This is a genomic window from uncultured Methanobrevibacter sp., from assembly GCF_902770715.1.
Taxonomy (GTDB): Archaea; Methanobacteriota; Methanobacteria; order Methanobacteriales; family Methanobacteriaceae; genus Methanocatella.
In genome coordinates this window covers 54,024-73,906 of the sequence record NZ_CACXTS010000004.1, presented here as the reverse complement: position 1 = coordinate 73,906, position 19,883 = coordinate 54,024, and the positions used below count along the sequence as shown (strand labels likewise).

Annotated in this window: 19 protein-coding genes, 3 tRNA genes and 1 other RNA gene; 18 read left to right on the top strand and 5 right to left on the bottom strand. The window is 33.5% G+C overall.

The window, feature by feature from the left end:
* The 5 genes from QZU81_RS02170 to QZU81_RS02150 all read left to right on the top strand — a co-directional run.
* Positions 1-745: translation initiation factor IF-2 subunit alpha (locus QZU81_RS02170; RefSeq protein WP_295589204.1), on the top strand; the 745-nt coding region annotated here is incomplete at its 5' end.
* Positions 746-751: 6 nt separating this feature from the next.
* Positions 752-919 carry an RNA-protein complex protein Nop10 gene (locus QZU81_RS02165; RefSeq protein WP_292828537.1) on the top strand — a complete coding sequence of 56 codons (168 nt, stop codon included), beginning with the start codon at positions 752-754 and terminating at the stop codon, positions 917-919.
* Positions 920-925: 6 nt separating this feature from the next.
* On the top strand, positions 926-1,696 hold the full coding sequence (locus QZU81_RS02160) for a proteasome assembly chaperone family protein (RefSeq protein ID WP_292828534.1): 771 nt from the start codon (positions 926-928) through the stop codon (positions 1,694-1,696).
* A 31-nt stretch (positions 1,697-1,727) separates the two neighbouring features.
* Positions 1,728-2,288 (top strand): DUF2112 family protein, encoded by a 561-nt coding sequence (locus QZU81_RS02155; RefSeq protein ID WP_292828531.1) that lies wholly within the window; start codon positions 1,728-1,730, stop codon positions 2,286-2,288.
* 22 nt (positions 2,289-2,310) lie between these two features.
* Positions 2,311-3,498, top strand: coding sequence for a TIGR00375 family protein (locus QZU81_RS02150; protein ID WP_292852158.1), 1,188 nt, complete (start codon positions 2,311-2,313; stop codon positions 3,496-3,498).
* A gap of 3 nt (positions 3,499-3,501) precedes the next feature.
* Here QZU81_RS02150 and QZU81_RS02145 read toward each other — a convergent pair.
* The 3 genes from QZU81_RS02145 to QZU81_RS02135 all read right to left on the bottom strand — a co-directional run bounded on the left by QZU81_RS02145 (position 3,502) and on the right by QZU81_RS02135 (position 4,342).
* Positions 3,502-3,575 (bottom strand) — tRNA-Arg (locus QZU81_RS02145).
* A 56-nt stretch (positions 3,576-3,631) separates the two neighbouring features.
* Positions 3,632-3,705 (bottom strand) — tRNA-Arg (locus QZU81_RS02140).
* A gap of 91 nt (positions 3,706-3,796) precedes the next feature.
* Complete coding sequence (locus tag QZU81_RS02135; RefSeq protein ID WP_295589200.1) at positions 3,797-4,342, bottom strand: endoglucanase; 546 nt, start codon at positions 4,340-4,342, stop codon at positions 3,797-3,799.
* A gap of 162 nt (positions 4,343-4,504) precedes the next feature.
* Between QZU81_RS02135 and frhA the strand changes: the two genes are divergently transcribed.
* The 4 genes from frhA to frhB are packed head-to-tail and all read left to right on the top strand — an operon-like array spanning position 4,505 to position 8,018.
* Positions 4,505-5,719, top strand: a complete 1,215-nt coding sequence (gene frhA / locus QZU81_RS02130) for a coenzyme F420 hydrogenase subunit alpha (RefSeq protein ID WP_292828523.1) — start codon at positions 4,505-4,507, stop codon at positions 5,717-5,719.
* Positions 5,720-5,737: 18 nt separating this feature from the next.
* On the top strand, positions 5,738-6,307 hold the full coding sequence (gene frhD, locus QZU81_RS02125) for a coenzyme F420-reducing hydrogenase, FrhD protein (protein ID WP_292828520.1): 570 nt from the start codon (positions 5,738-5,740) through the stop codon (positions 6,305-6,307).
* Complete coding sequence (gene frhG / locus QZU81_RS02120; RefSeq protein WP_292828517.1) at positions 6,307-7,155, top strand: coenzyme F420 hydrogenase subunit gamma; 849 nt, start codon at positions 6,307-6,309, stop codon at positions 7,153-7,155. Before frhD ends, frhG begins: the two co-directional genes overlap by 1 nt.
* Before the next feature lie 11 nt (positions 7,156-7,166).
* Positions 7,167-8,018 carry a coenzyme F420 hydrogenase subunit beta gene (gene frhB, locus QZU81_RS02115; protein WP_295589197.1) on the top strand — a complete coding sequence of 284 codons (852 nt, stop codon included), beginning with the start codon at positions 7,167-7,169 and terminating at the stop codon, positions 8,016-8,018.
* A gap of 72 nt (positions 8,019-8,090) precedes the next feature.
* Here frhB and map read toward each other — a convergent pair whose 3' ends face one another.
* The gene (map, locus tag QZU81_RS02110) at positions 8,091-9,008 is read right to left on the bottom strand and encodes a type II methionyl aminopeptidase (RefSeq protein WP_295589195.1); all 918 of its coding nucleotides are present in this window, start codon (positions 9,006-9,008) and stop codon (positions 8,091-8,093) included.
* Positions 9,009-9,107: 99 nt separating this feature from the next.
* Between map and QZU81_RS02105 the strand changes: the two genes are divergently transcribed.
* The 8 genes from QZU81_RS02105 (at position 9,108) to QZU81_RS02070 (ending at position 13,834) form a co-directional block, all read left to right on the top strand.
* Entirely contained in the window at positions 9,108-9,518 is a 411-nt protein-coding gene (locus QZU81_RS02105; RefSeq protein WP_292828508.1) for a hypothetical protein, read from the top strand.
* Positions 9,519-9,526: 8 nt separating this feature from the next.
* Positions 9,527-10,054 carry a hypothetical protein gene (locus QZU81_RS02100; protein WP_295589192.1) on the top strand — a complete coding sequence of 176 codons (528 nt, stop codon included), beginning with the start codon at positions 9,527-9,529 and terminating at the stop codon, positions 10,052-10,054.
* Between the two features lie 94 nt (positions 10,055-10,148).
* A tRNA-Met gene (locus tag QZU81_RS02095) sits at positions 10,149-10,223 on the top strand.
* 23 nt (positions 10,224-10,246) lie between these two features.
* Positions 10,247-10,525, top strand: an RNA gene (gene rnpB / locus QZU81_RS02090) — RNase P RNA component.
* Positions 10,526-10,660: 135 nt separating this feature from the next.
* Entirely contained in the window at positions 10,661-11,179 is a 519-nt protein-coding gene (locus QZU81_RS02085; RefSeq protein WP_292828502.1) for a hypothetical protein, read from the top strand.
* Positions 11,180-11,363: 184 nt separating this feature from the next.
* Positions 11,364-12,053, top strand: coding sequence for a methyltransferase domain-containing protein (locus QZU81_RS02080; protein WP_292828499.1), 690 nt, complete (start codon positions 11,364-11,366; stop codon positions 12,051-12,053).
* Between the two features lie 188 nt (positions 12,054-12,241).
* Positions 12,242-12,883, top strand: coding sequence for a site-2 protease family protein (locus QZU81_RS02075; RefSeq protein ID WP_295589189.1), 642 nt, complete (start codon positions 12,242-12,244; stop codon positions 12,881-12,883).
* Between the two features lie 108 nt (positions 12,884-12,991).
* The gene (locus QZU81_RS02070; RefSeq protein WP_295589187.1) at positions 12,992-13,834 is read left to right on the top strand and encodes a hypothetical protein; all 843 of its coding nucleotides are present in this window, start codon (positions 12,992-12,994) and stop codon (positions 13,832-13,834) included.
* Positions 13,835-13,880: 46 nt separating this feature from the next.
* Here the strand turns inward: QZU81_RS02070 and QZU81_RS02065 are convergent, their stop codons facing one another.
* Positions 13,881-14,726, bottom strand: a complete 846-nt coding sequence (locus tag QZU81_RS02065) for a DUF1002 domain-containing protein (RefSeq protein WP_295589185.1) — start codon at positions 14,724-14,726, stop codon at positions 13,881-13,883.
* Between the two features lie 219 nt (positions 14,727-14,945).
* Here QZU81_RS02065 and QZU81_RS02060 point away from each other — a divergent pair, with 219 nt between their 5' ends.
* Positions 14,946-19,775 (top strand): cobaltochelatase subunit CobN, encoded by a 4,830-nt coding sequence (locus QZU81_RS02060; protein WP_295589183.1) that lies wholly within the window; start codon positions 14,946-14,948, stop codon positions 19,773-19,775.
* Positions 19,776-19,883 lie beyond the last annotated feature (108 nt).

Below are 19,883 nucleotides of genomic sequence, written 5' to 3'. Positions count from 1 at the left end.
TGTTTACAAAGTTCTTAATTATGGGGCTTTTGCTAAATTAGAAGAATATCAGGGCAAAGAAGCTTTTATTCATATTTCTGAAGTATCTTCTGGTTGGGTAAAAAATATCAGGGATCATGTCAGAGAAAATCAAAAAATCGTTTGTCGTGTTCTCAGAGTAAATCCTAAAAAAGGGCATGTAGATGCTTCTTTAAAAAGAATCCGTGAAGACCAAAGAACTAAAAAAATCCAACATTGGAAAATAGAGCAAAAAGCTGAAAAATTCTTAGAATTAGCTGCAAAATCATTAGATAAAAGCTTAGATGACGCTTATGATGAAGTGGGTTATGAGCTCATGGACATCTTCGGTGATGTTTATGGTGCTTTTGAAACCGCTGCAGAAGAAGGTGCAGAATCTCTCATTGAAGAGGATATCCCTGAAGATTGGGCTGAAGCTATTACTGAAGTAGCTAAGAAAAATATCACTCCTCCTGAAGTTCACATTAGCGGTTATGTTGATATTGAAACTTTCGTGCCAAACGGTGTTGAAATTATTATTGCAGCACTTAAAGCCGCTGAAGATAATGGGGATGAAGAGGAAGAAATTAAAGTCCAATGTGTAGGTGCGCCTAGATACAGAATTACTGTAAAATCTACTGATTATATCTTAGCTGAAAAAGCTCTTAAAGCTGCGGCTGATAGATGTATTGCAGTTGTAGAAGAATCTGAAGGTAACGGTTCTTTCCTTAGAGAATTAGATAATTAGATTCATATGAATATGAAAATGAATAAATGTCCTGAATGTGGAATTTATACTTTAAAAGAGGCTTGCCCTAAATGTGGCGGGAAACTTAAAGTTATTTATCCTCCCAAATTTTCAGTTGAGGATAAATACGGTAAATATCGTCGTATATTAAAAAAAGAAGCAATGAAGGAGTAATGCAAATTGAATGCTGCTGAAATAAATGTTTTAGAAGAAATTGAATTAGAAAATCCTATTTTCATTGAAGCATTACCTGGTCTTGGTCATGTTGGTAAATTAGCTGCTGATCATATGATTGATGAATTAGATGCAACAAAATTTGCTGAAATTTATTCTCCAACATTTCCCCCTCAAGTTATCATTAAAGAGGACGGTATCATTAAAAATATGCTCAATGAGTTATATTATTTAAAGGATGTTGGTGAAGATAATTTGGATTTAATTATTCTTGTTGGTAATACTCAAGCTTTATCTCCAGAAGGTCAATATCTAATTTGTAAAGACATTTTGGAGTTTGTTAAAGGCTATGGAATAGATAGAATTTACACACTTGGTGGAATGGCTATCCCTCAGCCTGTAGAAGACCCTAAAGTTTACGGGGCTGCTACAAACGAAGCTTACATTGAACTATTAAAGGAAGCTGATATTGAAATCAGATCCAATGATGGTGGAATTGTCGGAGCTTCTGGTCTCTTTTTAGGTTTAGGTGTTCGCCAGGGAATTCATGGTACTTGCCTTATGGGTGAAACTCCAGGATACTTTATAGATGCTGAATCTGCCGAAGCTATATTGAAAAAATTATCCTTGTTGCTCAACTTTGAAATCAATGTTGATAAACTCGATGAAAGAGCTGAAGAAACAAGACAAATGATTGCTAAAGCTCAACAAATGGAACAAGATTTAATCAATAGGGCTAACGCAGGAAATGCAGATGATTTAAGATATATTGGATAAAACTTCAATATATTATTTTTTTACTTTTTTTATGAATGTTATAGTTGTACCTGATGCATCAATGATTGTAATTCCATTAATAGAAAAGAATGGACACACTTATTTATCGCCCTCAAATTTTTCCAGATATGATAACATGGATATTTGCGAGGGAAATTTGACTTTTGATAATTTGATTAGCAAATATTCCTCAAGCGAATTGCCGTCAGGCGTCAAATCAAGACTCTTTTTATTTTCTGAAGTTGTGGAAAAGGCTGATGCTGCAATCATAATTGGAAAAAGACCAAAAAACCGTAAAAGAATGTATAACTCTTTAAACGATTTGATTTTGTTTGGTGGAAATGCCTGCAATAATGCCCGCAGTTTGGAGGTTAAGATTGTTCAGGATTTAAACATTCCAACTTTAAAATTGGCTTTTCCCAAAAATCAGGATGAATTGATAGCTTTGATAGATGCAACTAATGAATTTTTGAAAAATTTGGAGAATATTGAAGGCACAGTTAATGAAGGTAATTTAACTGCTGATTTGTCATCTAAAAAAGAGAAATATCCTTTAAATGATTTTAAAAAAATATTGGATAACTTAATATAATTTTAATTTCTAACATTGTATCATGTTAGTGAATGCGGATTTTCATGTTCATAGCTGCTTTTCAATGGCATCATCAAAGGATATGCTAATAAAAAATATGGCTCCTAAATCGAAATTGAAAGGCTTGAAGCTTTTAGGTACGGGTGATGCATTCCATCCGAAATGGTTGGACATTATTGAAGAAAGCACAACATATTCAGGTGATGGAATTTATACTGATTGTGATATGGATTTTGTTTTAACTACTGAGGTTGAAGGAAAACACAGAATTCATCATCTGATTATTATTCCAGATATTGATATTGCACGTGAATTGGCGGATAAGCTTCCTTCAAAGAACAAAGATATTGACGGCAGACCAAAGACAAATTATGGCGGTGCGGAACTTCTGGAATTTGTAAAGGAGTATGATTGCTTGATTGGACCAGCTCATGCATTCACTCCATGGACCGGAATGTACAAGTCTTATGATAGCATTTATGACTGTTATGGTCAAAAGCCTGATTTTGTTGAATTGGGTTTGTCTGCAGATACATTCATGGCGGATTGTGTTAGTGAACTTAAAGATTTTCCATTTTTAACTAATTCTGATGCCCATTCTCCATGGCCACATAGGTTAGGTAGGGAATTTAATCAAATGGAGCTTGAGGATATTTCATTTTCTTCAATAAAAAAAGCAATTAAACACAAGGACATTAAGGCAAATTATGGTTTAATACCTAATTTGGGCAAGTATCATATGACTGCATGTACAAAGTGTTACAAATTAGTTGATCCGTTGATTGCAAAGGAAAATAAAATGAAATGTGATTGTGGCGGAACAATAAAAAAAGGTGTTGATTTTAGAATCTCCGAAATTGCAGATTATAAGGAGCCTAAACATCCTGATTTTAGAGCGGAATATGTTCATTTGATGCCTCTTGCTGAAATTATTGCAACAATTTTGGATAAAGGAATTACAACAAAGACAGTTCAAGCCAGATGGCAAAAATTAATTGATAATTTCAATACTGAGATCGATGTTTTGATTAATGTTCCATTGGAGGATATAAAAAAAGTAGATTCCGCCATTGCCCCTGCGATAGGCTCATTTAGAAATAATTCAGTTGATGTTATTCCTGGCGGTGGGGGCAAATATGGCCAAATTTCTTTTGAAAATGCATTAAAAAAGCCAGAAAAGTCTAAAATAATCACTTTGGATAATTTTTAAAAACGGACTTGGAGGGATTTGAACCCTCGATCTTAAGATTAGGAGTCTTACGCCCTTCCAGACTAGGCTACAAGCCCAAAATTAACTAAAACATATTTTAAAATGTTTTTTAAAAAAAAGAATATGTTAAGAGCGGACCCGCCGGGATTTGAACCCGGGGTCTTCGGATTAGAAGTCCGACGCCCTATCCAGCTAGGCTACGGGCCCTTACATATAACAATAATAATTTTATTTTTAGTATTATATAAATCTATCTATTTTTTTAATAAAAAAATAAAAAGGATTAAAAATTATTTTTTTATCCTCTTCCGGTCATACCGGTTGCATCATTAACACTAATTGTGTCTACTGCATTACCATTTGCATCGTAAATGGTAAAATACCAATATCCATCAGAATAATATCCGCTTCCTGCATAGCATCCAGGTTCTCCAACAGCACCATTAGCGATACTTTTTGCACTAGAGTAAGATAAATGTGTTCCTGATCCACTACCTGAACCGGAGCCGGAGTCACTTGAACCGCTTCCACTGCTGGTTCCAGATCCGCTTCCACTTCCAGAGCCGGAGTCACTTGATCCGCTTCCACTTCCAGAGCCGGAGTCACTTGAACCAGAACCGCTTGAACCGGAACTTCCACTAGTATCTGCTACTGAAACACCACTTCCATTGGTTGAAGCAGTACTATTTCCAACTCCACTGCCTGGATTGTTATTATCATTCGCTGACATACTTGATAAATCAGAAAATATTGGATTATCACTATTAGTAATACCATATGCCGCAACTGCTGCTGCAACACATAAAACGATAATAATGGAGATGATTATATTTGCTTTATCCAATTTTTTCCCTCCTGTAAATTGATATTATTTAATTATAATAATTAAATTAAGTTTCTTATCTAATATATATATTTCTATTTTAATTTTTCAGTATTACTTATTAATGTTAACGAATATATATGTTAATGTTAGTTTCTAATTTCTATAATTGAGGTGACATATTTGAAAGATAGAGTAGTTATATCCCCTACCACTCGTCAAGAAGGCCATGCCGAACTCGTCATGGAAGTTGATGATGAAGGGATAGTTACAAAAGGTATGTATTTTAGTATAACTCCTGTAAGGGGTTTAGAAAAGATGGTTCTTAACAAAGCACCTGAAACCGCTCCTGTTTTATGTCAAAGGATTTGTGGAGTATGTCCAATTCCACACACTTTAGCATCCGCAGAAGCTATGGACATGGCTTTAGGTATTGAAATTCCTAAAGCAGCTAAATTGTTAAGAAAAGCAGTTGCAGCAGCACACGGTATTAACAGTGCAGCAATTCACCACTTCTTAGTTGCACCTGACGTTGTCCCAGAAGACAAATTTGTAGATGCAGTTAACAGTGTAAGTGAAGTCAGAAAACATGTTCAATATGTTGTTGATATGATTGCTGGTGAAGGTATTCACCCATCTGATATTAGAGTTGGTGGTATGGCAAGAAACATTACTCCATTCACCAAAGAAAGATTAATCGAAAGAATGACTGCATTAAAACCTAAACTCGAAGCACACGTTGAATTTATTAAAAACTGTGTACTTGAAGCAGGCTTACCTGCAGATTTAGGTGTAGTTAACCAACCATTAATGGCAGCAGATGCAACTTATGGTACCAACGAATTTGACATGGACAAATTCTCTGAAGTATTACCAGAAGCATGGTATGATGACCCTGAAATTGGTAAAAGAGCTTGTTCCGTTATTCCTTTATGGGAAGGCACTAACGTTGAAACTGGTCCAAGAGCAAGAATGGAAAAATTCGCAGGTTTCAAAGACAAAGGTGTAATCGCACAACACGTTGCTCGTGCAGATGAAATGATTAAAAACTACAATGCTTGTTTAGAAGCATTAGATGCAATTGATCCTGCAGCACCTGCAAATGTATCTTACGATAAAAGAGGAACTGGTGAACTTGGTTTTGGTGTTATCGAAGGTCCTAGAGGAACCGATGTACACATGGCAAAAGTTGTCGAAGGAAAAACTCAGTTCTACTCTGCTATTGTACCAACTACTTGGAACATTCCAACAATGGGTCCAGCAACAGAAGGATTCCATCATGAATTAGGTCCTCATGTAATTAGAGCATACGACCCATGTTTATCATGTGCTACTCACGTGATGGTAGTTGACGACGAAGATAAATCCATTCTCAAAAATGAAATGGTGAGAATCTAAGTTTGGGAGGAAAAATAAATGCCTTATCATTCGGATATAATCGTTATTGGCTGTGGAAACATCCTGTTTAAAGATGATGGTTTCGGCCCAATTGTCATAAATTTATTGCAAAAATATCTTAATGATAAAAACGATTATTACGATCCAGCTGTTACTTCTTATGTCGAAGATGAATTTAACAAAGATATTTTAGAACAAATTAAAGAAAAATTTGTAGATATAGAATTACCCGACAGTGTACAGTTTATTGATGGCGGTACTGCAGCTCCAACTAACTTTTTCCCGCTGTATGAAGAATACGATTGGAAAAAACTAATTGTTGTTGATGTTGTTGAATTTAATGCAGAACCGGGTACCGTTGATAAATTCGATCCTAATATTATGAAAATAGGAAAATATGATAATCCTCACGGAATGACTGTTGAAGAGCCTCTTCAAAAAATTTCCGAAAAATGTGAGGTGGTCGTTGTCGGTTGTAAACCAGCTGAGATTCCAACACCGGATGTTGATATGGGTTTAACAGAACCTGTAGAAAAGGCAGTTCCTAAAGCTATTGATCTTATTTTAAATGAAATCGGGGTAAAATAATGTTTGAAAAATTGAAAAAAGCTTTTGGCGGCTCCAAAGAAGAAGTTGCACCAAAAGTAGAAGAAAAAGTTGAAGCAGCTGCAGAAGCACCTGTTGAAACTGCTCCTGCAGAAGAACCAAAAGCTGCTTCCTCCAAACCACGTATTGGTTACATACACTTAAGTGGTTGTACTGGTGATGCAATGTCTTTAACCGAAAACTACGACATATTATCCACTGTCTTAACTGACATGGTTGACATTGTATACGGACAAACTTTAGTTGATAAATGGATTCACGGTACTTATGCTGAAGAAATGCCAGAAATGGACTTATGTTTAATTGAAGGATCTGTTTGTTTACAAGATGAACACAGTTTACATGAAATTCAAGAAGCAAGAGAAAAATCTCAATTCATTTGTGCATTTGGATCTTGTGCAATGACCGGTTGTTTCACCACCTTCGCTCGTGGAGGTCAACAAGCACAACCTAAACATGAATCATTCGTACCTGTTAGTTCATTAGTTAAAGTAGATTTAGCACTTCCAGGTTGTCCTGTAGCTCCTGAAATGATTGCTAATGCAGTTGTAGCATTATGTGAAGGAAACTTAGAATACTTACAACCAGCAATGGACATTGCTGCATGCAACGCAGGATGTGGTTGTGACGTATTAACCAACATTATCCGTAACGGATTATGTACTGGATGTGGAACTTGTGCTCTAGCTTGTCCAACAAGAGCTATGGGCTTTTCTGAAGGTAGACCTAGCTGTGATAGGGACAGATGTATTAAATGCGGATCTTGCTACGCAATGTGTCCAAGAGCATGGTTACCTATAAAAAGAATTAAAGAGGAAACAGGATTATAGGAGGAATGAACATGCCATTAGGTACTTATAAAGAAGCATTATCTGCAAGAGCTACTGATAGCAAAATTTTAGAAGTATCACAAGACGGAGGAATCGTTTCAGCATTACTTTGTTACGCACTTGATGAAGGAATCATCGAAGGTGCTGTTGTAGCTGGAACTCCTGACGAAGATTGGAGACCTGTTCCTACTGTAGTAACTTCCTCTGACGAAGTTATCGCAGCAGCTGGAACCAAATACTCAATGTCCCCAACTTTATCTGCTTTAAAAGAAGCTACCCGTCAATACGGGCTTGAAAAAGTGGGAGTTGTAGCAACTCCATGTCAACTCCAAGGTTTAAGAAAAGCACAAGCTTACCCATTCACTAGATTCGTCGTTAATAAAATTAAATTAATGATTGGTATTTACTGTATGGAAAACTTCCCTATGGCTTCTCTTGATACCTTTGCTACTGCAAAATTAGGATTTGACTCTTTAACTGATGCAACTAAAATGGACATTGGAAAAGGTAAATTCTGGTTAACCAAAGATGGTGAAGACTCTGGTTTAGCTATTAAAGAAACCCACGGATATGAACAAGCTGGATGTAACATTTGTATGGACTATGTTGCTGAATTAGCAGACATATCTACCGGTTCTGTAGGATCTCCTGACGGATGGTCTACTGTTTTAACCAGAACTGACGATGGTAACAGCATATTCAAAGCAGCTGTTTCTGCTGGTTTAATTGAAACAAAACCAATGGATGAAGTAAAACCAGGTCTTGGCTTACTTGAAAAATTAGCTCAAGGTAAGAAAGATAAAAACGGTGCAGAACGTGAAAGAAGAGCTAAATTAGGATTACCACTTCCTGTGGAATACTAATCTTCTTTCTTTTTTTCTTTTTTTTTGAAAATATTTTGATTATAAAAAATAGTAGAAGAGAGTATGCACTCTCTAGATAGTTGTAACAGTACAACCTTCTTTTTCAACAATAATTGTATGTTCTTTTTGGCTTACGAAACAACCTTCTTTTTCACGAAGTGGGGCATAAGGATAAACTGCCATTGCACCGGATAATTGTTTTAAGGCTATTGCTCCTTTTCGCTCACCAAACTCATCTGTAATCCATCTGCCTGAAAATGGAACATATTTGTGGTTTTGCTGAATATATTTTAAGACTCTTTGTGTACTTTTCATTCTAAACGGTTTATTTGTCATATATGAGAAGATGTAATGTCCGGGAGCATCGTTTACAATTCCCTCTCCGTTGGTTGCAAATGGTTCTATTGCAATCGCTTGTCCTTCTTCTAAAATGTAACCGTCATGATTGTCATAGTTTGGAATTGAAATTCCTGCATGTAAATTGTATTGTTCTAAGCTGTGTCCTGTCAAATTGAATATGGGATTCAAATTATATTCTGAAATTGCTTCATGAACTGCAGCACCAATTTTTGAAACTTCTACACCTGCTCTTGCGGTAGCTATTGCAGCTTCCAGGCCAGCAGCGGAAGCTTCCTGAATTTCTTCATGCAGATTTATTTCGTCTTGAGTGTAATTTTCATCAATATTTCCATCGGCTATAACTGTAACTGCGGAATCTGCAATATATCCATCCACCATCGCACCTAAATCTAATTTCACCATATCTCCTGCTTTTATAGTCAATTTATCATTTGCAGGAGAGGTATAATGTGCAGCTATTTCATTTAATGATACATTGCATGGAAATGCAATTTCAGCACCGCTTTTCAATATTTCACTTTCTACATAGTTAACAAGGTCAATAACTAAGGTTCCATCCTTAATCATTTTTGAAGCTTCACTACGTATGTCTGAAACAATTTTTCCAGCTTTTAAATAAGATTCTATCATAAATTTTTACCTTCTTGAATAATAATTAATTATTTAATAAATAAAATTTATATTATATTTATATTATGTTACTCTATAAATATAATTGGAGGTAAAAAAATGGATGCTATTACTACAATTCCTGATCAAATTTTTTATTTGATTGTTTTAGTAATTGTTGCTATTGTATTAATTATCATAGTTTTCCAATGGAGAAAAGTTGCACAATCTAAAAATTCAATTTTAATGCTTGAAAAGGAAATTGAACTTAAAAAAATGTCTATGGTAGAAAAAGACATTGAATCAAAAAGATTAATGGATAACCCTATTCCATTACCACAAGAGCAACAAGACAGTCTTTCAGCAATTAGGCAATCAACTACTGAAGTAAGAAGTAATGTTGGTTATCTTCACTCAGAAATTAATGAAAGATTGGCTAGACTTGAAGCTGAAACTGAACAAAGAAAATTAGAAAAAATGCTTAAAGAAATTGAAGCTAAAGAGAAAAAACTCAAAAAAATGAGTAAATAGGTGGTAATATGGATGCTATGGAAGCAGTTGCAATTGTCATATTAATTATTGCGATTGTAATTTTAGTTTATTATTATTTGTTGAATAGTCCTGAAACTATGAACAGGATACGTAACGTTGTTCCGGAAAGTGCTGATGCTCATATGGATGAAGTTTTAGGTAAAAACTCAGAACCAGGTTATGATTTAGCTAAAGATGAACTTTTAGATGAAAAAGCCGATTCGGAGTCAATGAGTAAAAGAATCAAAGTTAAATTAAGTGACATTGACATGTCCGGATTGAATACCGATGCATTTTCTAATAAGATTGATGCATTTTTAGATGCTAAAAGTGATGAATTAATTAAGGACTGGTCTTTAGCAACTACTAATGATTTAGAGGATCTTCAAACCAAATTCTCTGAAACTACTGCCAATGTAGATAATTTGGAGAAAAATTTTGAAGAATTTAAAAAATCATCTGCTGAGTTCCAGAAAGTCACTGAAGAAAGATTAGGTGATTTAGATAAAAGAATCGAATCATTAGAAAATAAATAATTTATTTTCTTTGATTTTTCTCTTTTTTCCGAAACCTTTATATATTATTTTTTATATAATTTATAAATAGTTATTATACTACTTTTATTCGTATAGCAGGGTGGGGTAGTCTGGTGATCCCGCGGGGCTCATAACCCCGAGATCCCTAGTTCAAATCTAGGCCCTGCTACTATTTAATTAATATTTTTCATGGCAAGTTAAAGACAGCTTTTGGTTTTTAAACTAAGGAAACTCCGCCCATCAAACAAGACTACGGCGTTGAAAAACGTATGCTGAGAAGTATGACAATGGAGCAGAAACGACACGGCTTTTAATGGTAGACGATGATAGTTAATTGAGGACATTAAAAGAATCGGTGAAACGGCCATTCCGTAGGATGCAAGAGCAAAGTTGCCGATAATCACTTGTGTAGGCAAGGTAGCACGCTTAGATGAATGCTGTTAAACAGAAGGTGGGTTACTCTTAACAGGCCATGAATATTAATTTTTAGCTATTTTTAGATGATTTATAACATAAATTTGATATTAAATACATTGTATAGATTTATTAAACATGAATTATATGATTATATAATATGATATAAAGTATTTGAGGAGGTCAAATTTCATGAATGCAAGGAGATTTTTAATTTCGCTGACAATTATTTTATTGATAATTTCATCTATTGCCATCGTATCGGCAGAATCAGACAATATCAAAACACATGAATATAATTATGCAAACAAAGCTTTTTTTAACATTAGTGATGATTTAACTGATGAAATGGAATTTAAACCTTCTTTTTTTGACAGTTTTGAAGGTGGAACTTATTATACCTATCCTGATGAAAAATCTTTCTGTTCATTATCTGTTGAAGGTGAGGACGAGCCAGGTGATTTTGAAACCCATAAAAACAATTCCTCATATGAGGAAATGGACAGCAATGCAACCTCTCAAGGATATAAGACATATATTTTCAAGGATTCCAACGAATATGTTGTGTTCATTGATTTGGATAATATTACTGTTGCTTTTAATGAGGGTTTAGATTTACAGTATAACTATTTCAAAGGGACTTTTAAAACATTGGATGAAGCCCATATATTCATTGATACATTCAGGATTAACGAAACATCAACAATATAAACGTTATTTTAAACTAGTTTAAGCATAGGGAGATTATATATGTGAAAATAATATTCTAATATTATATCTCCACCAGAGATTTCTCCTTTAAGATGGACGGAAGAATTGTGATTATTTAACTCAGAGGAATATTTCACAATAATCTTTCAATAGGTATAAATAAAATAAAACTATATTTTTTATTATGGAAAGTCAAGAAAAATTTAACGGTGCTGAAAACACCTCTGATGAGATTAAAGCACTTAAAAATGAAATTGATATCTTAAATGAGGAGATTAATTCTTTAAAAAGTGAAATTGAAAACTTTAAAGAAATATTAGATGAAAAAAATAAAAAACATCCTCCTAAAAGATATCTTACATTAAATGATGTTCTCAGCATTGGTGAAAAATATTATGATGAGGCCAGATGGAATACATATTATGTCGAAATGATTGAAGAACTAAAGAAAATGGAAAATATAGGTTCAGTTCTTGAAATCGGTCCCTATAAGGCACCATTTATTGAAGGTTGTGATGTAATCGATAAAGTTGACCTTTCAAAAGATTTTCCAATGCCTGCCAATAGAGTTATTGTTCATGACTGCAGAATTGTTCCATATCCCATTGAAGATAAGAAATACGATTTAGTCATTGCATCACAAGTCTTGGAACATTTAGGATTCTATGGCGAACAGCAAGAGATATTTAAAGAAATTGCTAGGATATCAAAAAGGGCAATAATAGGATTGCCGTACAAATGGAATAGACCTTTAGCCCGTGATCATCATATGATTGATGAAGAAGTTTTCGATGCATGGCAAGGGGAATTTAAACCTGTTCATGAAAGGAAAAGTGAATGGACAATACTTAGAATATATGAATTTGGAGATTAAACTCCTTTTTCATCAAAACCATGGCAAACATCATGTAATTTAGATGATGTAATCTTCGCCCATTCTCAACATGCTCGGAATATTATTTATTTCTTTTTGTTTTTTCATGCATGCATAAGATGTAGCTTTTGCAAGATTTAACTTATTTTAGAAAAAAGTTTTATTTATTAAAGTAAATATTTAATATCATGGTTGAATATACTAAGGTTGAAATAAGGGATTTGATAATTGCATTTATTGCGCTAACAATTTGTTTTTCAATAGCAACTGCCGGTTTGAATGCGCATGCATTCATTTCATGTTTGCCAATTGTTATTGTAGGCGTGGCGATAGGATCTGTATTGCATGAGCTTGGACACAAATTCGTAGCAATGAAGTATGGCTGCCAGGCGGAATTTAAATTATGGCCTTTAGGTTTATTAATTGCATTTGTCACATCATTTTTTGGAGTTGTATTTGCATCACCTGCTTCAATTAACATTCATCCGGGAGATATCGATGATGAAGTGAGCGGTAAGATTTCAATTGCCGGACCAATGGCCAATATGGTTCTTGCATTGGTATTTATTGCAATTGCCGCATTGATATATCCTTTTAAAATATATTCTAATATTTTTAATTTAATATATTTGATTTCTACAGTAGGATTCTCTGTTAATAGCTTTTTAGCTACATTTAATTTATTCCCTATCTATAGTCTGGACGGAACTAAAGTTTTAAAGTGGAATATTGGTATTTGGATTATTACAATTGCAATTGCAGGAATCATGGTGTTGATTGCCATTACAATAGGTGCTGAAAATATGGTCAGTTTGCTTATCGGGGCGTAGTTCATATTCTTAGTGCAATATAAGAGATGTCAAGTTTTAAATCAGCAGATTATTAAATTAAATAAGTTTTAATATTTGTATTTTCATAATTTATTATGAGGCTATTAGATGGATGATATAACAATTTTTTTCAGAGGATTGCTTTTTGAAATAATAATATTTCTTATCGTGGTTGCTATTGGAACATTTGTTTATAAAAGAGTGATGTCCAGTTCCAATGCACTCTCAAATTTGGGTGAAATACTTCCGGAAGATGAAATACATACTTTAAAACAGGTATTTTACCTAATACTAATGTCATTGGCTTTCATTGATATTTTATATGCTTTAATATCTAGCGAGGGTATTATTTATTTTGTAATATTTGACATTGCTTTATCCTTATTTTTAGCAATAACATTGGATAAAAGTTCTTTAAAGGGGAAAATTATACTTTTGCTTTTAGTTCCTTTTGATTCTATTAATTTCCTGTTATTTGGTTCCCTTTTATTAAGTTACATAGATTTAATTCATGTTTTGGTTTTCATATACTTTGTTAAACTCTATTATGATAAGTTTAGGCAATACACGGAATCTAACGGTTTGAGCGTAACTATAGTGGTATTGTTCGCCCTAATATTCATTAGTTTCATTTTAACTCAAATTGTTGAAGATGTTTATCCTTTGGATTCTTTGGTAATGGTTTCCAATGCATTTACAAGTAATGGATATGCCGTTTTAGGAACTACAATTGCCGGAAAAATAAATGCATTAATTTTGGTTTGGGGAGGATATATTCTTTCAGGTGTGGGTACTGCTACTCTAACAGCTGCCATTTTAATGAAGCATTTTAATCATAAATTTGAAGAGAATGAAAGATTAAACAAAGAGTTGAAAGAATCCATCCAAAATCTGGAGGAATTAATTAAAAGCAATGAATCATCCGGTCAATCTGATGATAAGGAGCAATAGCTCATAAATCTCTTATTTTTTTTATTAAAAAAAGTATAAAAATGGATTAATTGAATAATCCATTTATAATTCCATCAACTGATCCGGTATCTGTACTGTTTAACACATCAGATACTTCTGCTTGATAGTTGTTAATGTCTCCTTGGACATTTTGAATTTGTTCAATACTATCAGCAAGGTTTTCTATATCACTATTTGTGATGTTAATGTTGTAATTAACAGTATAGTTATTAATTATATTTACAATAGTTTGGTGATCTGTGATGTTTTCTTCTTGAACTGTTTCTTTGACGTCATCTACTAATTTAGATAAGTCATCAGCATTAACATCTGAATTTTGCACGATTTCAGATTGAGTGTAAATTTCATTGTTGGCTGCTTCTTTAACAGTATCCGGAATTTCAACATCAGTTGCTACTTCATAAGAATTCATAATACCTGCTAATGCAGATTCACCGGTAGCGGTAACAGGGCTTGTTACATAAACATGTCCGCTGGTGATTCCAGCTGATTTTAATGCAGATAGGTACATGTCTCCAGTGATTGTAGTGATTGTAGATTTGTCAACGCTGACTTCAAGATTGTCATTGTCATTCAAATCAACCAATGCTGAGGAGAAGATTTGTTCTGAATTATAATATTTTCCAGTAATTGTGCTTGAAATTTTATTTACTTCATCAGCAGTAATTGTTTTTGTATTCACACCATTCAAATCAATTCCAGCTTGATTTTTAAAGAATGTATCTACAGTACTCTTATAATTTGCATTGTGCTGTGTAGTTTCTCCGTAGGTTATAACAACTTGATTGTCATTAGTTGAAAAACCTGCTGGGATGAGCATACCTATAACGAGTATGGATAAAAGTATCATTCCAATACTAATCTTGCGCATTTTTGTCACCTCTATTATATTAGTACATTTTATTTAGTCAATTATGTATTTAAATGTATCTTATTCGTGTTAATAATTTTTTGAAAATATATAAAGTAAACTTACTTTAACAAACTTTATATGTTTTCAAATCAAATTTAAACTTATAGTAAATTATTGCTATGTTTGTTATAAATAACTGGAAAAGGAGGTGAAAAGACGAAAAAGATAGATAATAGATTGTTATTCACATTAATTCTTTCAATAATGATTTTATTTTCTGCAAGTGTCGTCTTTGCGGAAGATAATAATATAACGCAGGATATTGCTAGTGTGCCTGAAGAAGTTAATGAAATTGCCAATATTCAAGATGTTTCACAAGTTTCACCAATTCTCAGTTCTCAAAATAACGAAAATGTTTTATCTGAAAGCAATAATGTAATCAACGTTCATGTTAATCATTATTATAACGAAACAAGCAAAAATTGGGATGAAGATGGGTTTAATTTAGCTGGTGCAACAATTAAAGTATATGACTCTTCAAATAAAGTTGTTTCTACTCAAAAAACAGATTCAAGAGGTGATGCTTTAATTAAAAACTTAAATGGTGGTAAATATAGTCTTGAAGTTTCTTATTCGACATATGAGCCTTATAAAACAAGTGTTGACTTCACTAAAGGCAATTATGTTATGATAACTCATGATTTTATACCGGATATACTAATATTTGCAGATTATTCATCTCATAATGAGAAAATTGACATGCTGATGAATTTGTCTAAAAGAATTGCTTATATCAGTACCACAGACTATGATGTATCTAGGGAATGGTTGGCAGAAAAGGCAAATTTTATTCACATAGACATGTTTGCTGATAATTATAACATGTTTACAGGGAATCGTTTAGCTAAACTTTTGGCAAAATCACCTGCTAACGATAATTATAAAGTTGCATATACATTCGGTGTTTATGATGATAAAATTAAAGAAGCTACAAATATGCACATTATTGGAGGAAATGCTGAAAATAATACTTTCCATACTATTGAAAATACATATGTTGGTTCATATTTTTTAGCTGATGATATTAACAGCACAAATGTATTGGAACATAATATGAGATATTACTTGCAGTATGTTTCTTACTTAATTAATCCATCCAGATACAGCAATCCCACTCTTAATGCGGGGTCAACTCCTTTAATGAATCCTGAATGTGGATTTTATCATCCAGACTTAGGAGTTTATACTGTAGTGCCGGAATCTAAATTGATTAACGAGTGGATTTTGAAAAATCCGGGTTATAATCATGATGGTGAAGGTAGTTTAAACTGGATGATTGAGGATTATCCTAACTGGCTTAGTTCTGTTTTAGACCCAACAGAATTATTCAAACAATTTGAAAATAATTATACTTCTAAGTTCAATCCTGATAAAAGATTCATAGCTATTGCTACCTACTATTTCGGTGGAGATGTTGTAGATTCTTTAATTAGAGGTTATGAGGCAAATGGAAGGCCTGCATTCAATGTATTTAAATTATCCACACAGCCTTCAATGTCTTCCATATTGAATAAAGTCAATAAAACATCTAAAGTTGGAATTTCTGCTATTACTTCATTGTATAGTTGGTCTTTAAGTTATGCAAACGGTTCAGCAGAAGATGATTTATCCGAAATCGATTTAGAAGTTTTAAAAGGGGTCAATGAAATTTCAAAATACAGTTATGAAAGTGAATTAGGTCCTCAAATCGAATGGACTTATGCAGTTACATATCCTAGTTTTGAAGGAGTATTCGGACCGGTTATTTTGTCATGGATTGATGATTTGGGTAAAGTTCATGTTATCCAATCTGGTATAGATAAAATGGTTAAGTTAAGTTGTGGATGGGCAGATTTAAGAGATATGGATAATGCTGATAAAAAAATAGCTGTTGTACTTTATAATTATCCGCCAGGTAAAGCTGAAATTGGTGCATCATACTTATCTGTTTGTTTGAGTACATATGATTTAATTATTAAATTGGCAGAACAAGGTTATGATATTGGATGTGATGTAAGTGATTTGATGAATCTCACCACTTTCGAAGATTTGGTATTTAAAATGGGTAATAAAGGTTCCTGGGCATCCGGTTTATTAGAGGAATATGTCGAAACTAATTGGGATGCATTGATGGAACATCATCAATTAATATCTGTTAAAGACTTCTATGATTTAACTGAAGACATTCCTGATGACTTATTCGATGAAATGATGGAACGTTGGGGAGCTAAGGGGGTTCTTGGAGAAATAATGGTGTATAAAAATAGTTACATTGTTATTCCAGGATTATGGTTCGGTAATGTATTTGTAACTTTCCAACCAAGTAGGGGATGGGAAGAGGTACAAAATTACCACGATTTAAAATTGCCTCCGCATCAACAGTATGTTTCATTCTACGAATGGTTGGATAAGACTGTTAATGTAAATGCGATTGTTAATATGGGAACTCATGGAACATTAGAATGGTTGCCAGGTAAAAATATCGGTGTAATGGGAGGAGATTGGACCTTTGAGTTAACTTTAAATCCAACAATTTATCCGTATATTGTTTCTAACCCTGGTGAGGCTATGGTTGCTCGTGATAGGATAGCATCATTGATGATTACTCACATGACTCCAGCTATGGTTTCTTCTGAGTTATATGGTAATTATTCTATATTGAATGATTATATCAATAGATATAAAGAACAATTAACAATTAATGTTACATCTAATGCAGAATATTATGCAGGGGAGATATTGAAACTTGCTCCAAGTTTAGGTTTTAGAAATATTTCTAAAGGTGAAAACTTCTCTGCGTGGGTTGATGAGTTGCATGTTTATCTGGAAAATATGACTGATGACTTTAACACATATGGATTGCATAACTTAGGTAAAATTTTAACCGGATTTGAATTATCTGAAGAAGTTGCGACAATCGTTGCATCTCAAACCAGAATTTATAATCAGCTTTTAGAATTTTTATATCCTAATTTAAAAGGAAAAGACTTCTTCACTGATATTTCTGGAAAAGCAAAATATCTCACGGAATCTCATATGGTTAAGGAATTCTTGCATACATACACTGCATTGCTGGTGAATGGTTCTTCAGTAGAGGAATTAAACAAGAAGTTTGGAATTAGTCAGGGCACTGATTTGTATAATTCAACTTTGTTCTGTGAAAAGGTAATTGTAAATATTCAAAACAATAATGAATGGAATGCGATCTTTTCAGCATTAAGCGGAAAATATGTGCAATCAGGTTTGTTTGCTGATCCTGCATATAGTGATTCTATCCCAACTGGATACAATGGTTACTCTTCCGATCCAACAAGAATGCCTTCACATGCTGCATATGAGTCTGCAGTAAGGATTGTGGATTTATTGCTTGCAAATTACTACGAAGCGCATGGCAAGTGGCCGGAGTTAACTTCATTAATCTTATGGGGTACAGAAATTTCAAGAACTGAAGGAATTGGTGTTGCAGAATTTTTATACTTCTTAGGCTGTAAACCTAAATGGGTTTCTAACACTAATGATAAGGTTATAGGTGTTGAATTATTACCATTAGAAAATTTAACTGTTAAACTGAATAATGGAAGTATTGTCAATAGGCCAAGAGTTGATGTATTTGCTAGTATTGTAACTAGTAATAAAGACTGGTTAAACTGGATGTTGACATCTATTAAATTGGCAGCATTTGCTGATGGTGAAGATACATCAGATAATTATATTAAAAAACATTATGAAGAAAACCCATCTTTAGATAGGTTATTTGGTTTACCTGGTAATATTTTGGAAGGAACCGGTATGAGTAATCTTATTCCAAGTACTTCCGATTGGAACATATCTACAGTAAATGAAAAAGCTAGTGATGTTTACCTTAACAAGGTTTCATATTCATGGACTGTTGATGAAAAAGGTAATATTCACATTGAAAAACAAAGGAAGAATTATGAATATCTTTTGGACAATGTGGATTTAATTTCTCAAAACTTTGACAGTACATGGAGACTGTTTGATTCCGATGATTACTATGACTGGTTTGGTGGTATGTATAATGCCGCAAATACTCTAAGAAACAAATCTGGTAAGGGTAAGCCTGACACTGCATTTGTAGATATCCGGAATAAAAATAAATATGTTTCAAGATCTTATGAAGAGGAATTGGAATTTGAAATCCGTTCCATGGTTATTAATCCACAATATTATGAAAAATTGGTTAACACTCCTGACGGAATGAATGCATGGTCTGCAAGAATGCAAAACATGTATGCTTCAACTGTTTTAAGTGGAGGAAAAATGAATAGTGAACTTGGAAATCAAATGGCCGATACTGCATTAACAATTAATCAAGGTGTTGATAGGGGTACTTTGGCTGCAGGTATTCAATCTTCTTCTGCATGGCTGATTTATATGGCTGACCAAGGACTTTGGGATGCAGATTCTAAAAAACTACAGGATTTGGTTGACAATTACATGAAAAGTGTTATTGACTATGGTGTAGCATGTTGTCACCACACTTGTAAAAACTTGGCGTTCAATGCAAAACTCATCCAGATGAGTTCACTTACACCGGCCCAAAAACAGAAATTTGCGGAGATTTTGGCAGCTGCAACTAATACTGATCCGTTATATCAAATGGAACAAGACTCTGAAAACAATGTTAATCAAGGAGATTCTGATGGAAAGTCATCTGGTGAAATGGATGACGGAAATCAAAAAGCTAATGTATTAACTAATAACACTTCTCAAGAGCAATCTGATGGAAGTCAATCTGGAGGCAGAACTTCCGTTGGTGCAGACCAGTCTGCAAGCGGAAATGAGAAAGTTGCTTCTGAAACACAAACTTCTCAAGATGCTTCATCTAGTGCGGGCAGTGATGCTGGTGCTAAAGCATATGAGCTTTCAGAAAAATCAACATCTAAATCAGTTAGTGCAACTGAATCTAGCATGCCTGTATTCGTGATTGTTGCAGTTATTGTTTTAATTGCAATATTTTTAGTAGGTTATGTTAGGGATAATGAAGACGACGACGATGATTATTAATTTAATCATCAACTTTACTTTTTTTTAGAAATTTTTAAATATACTTTAATTGCAAAAATAATAATATATTAGATAATTTTTAAAATATTCTTTATAAATATTTTAGGA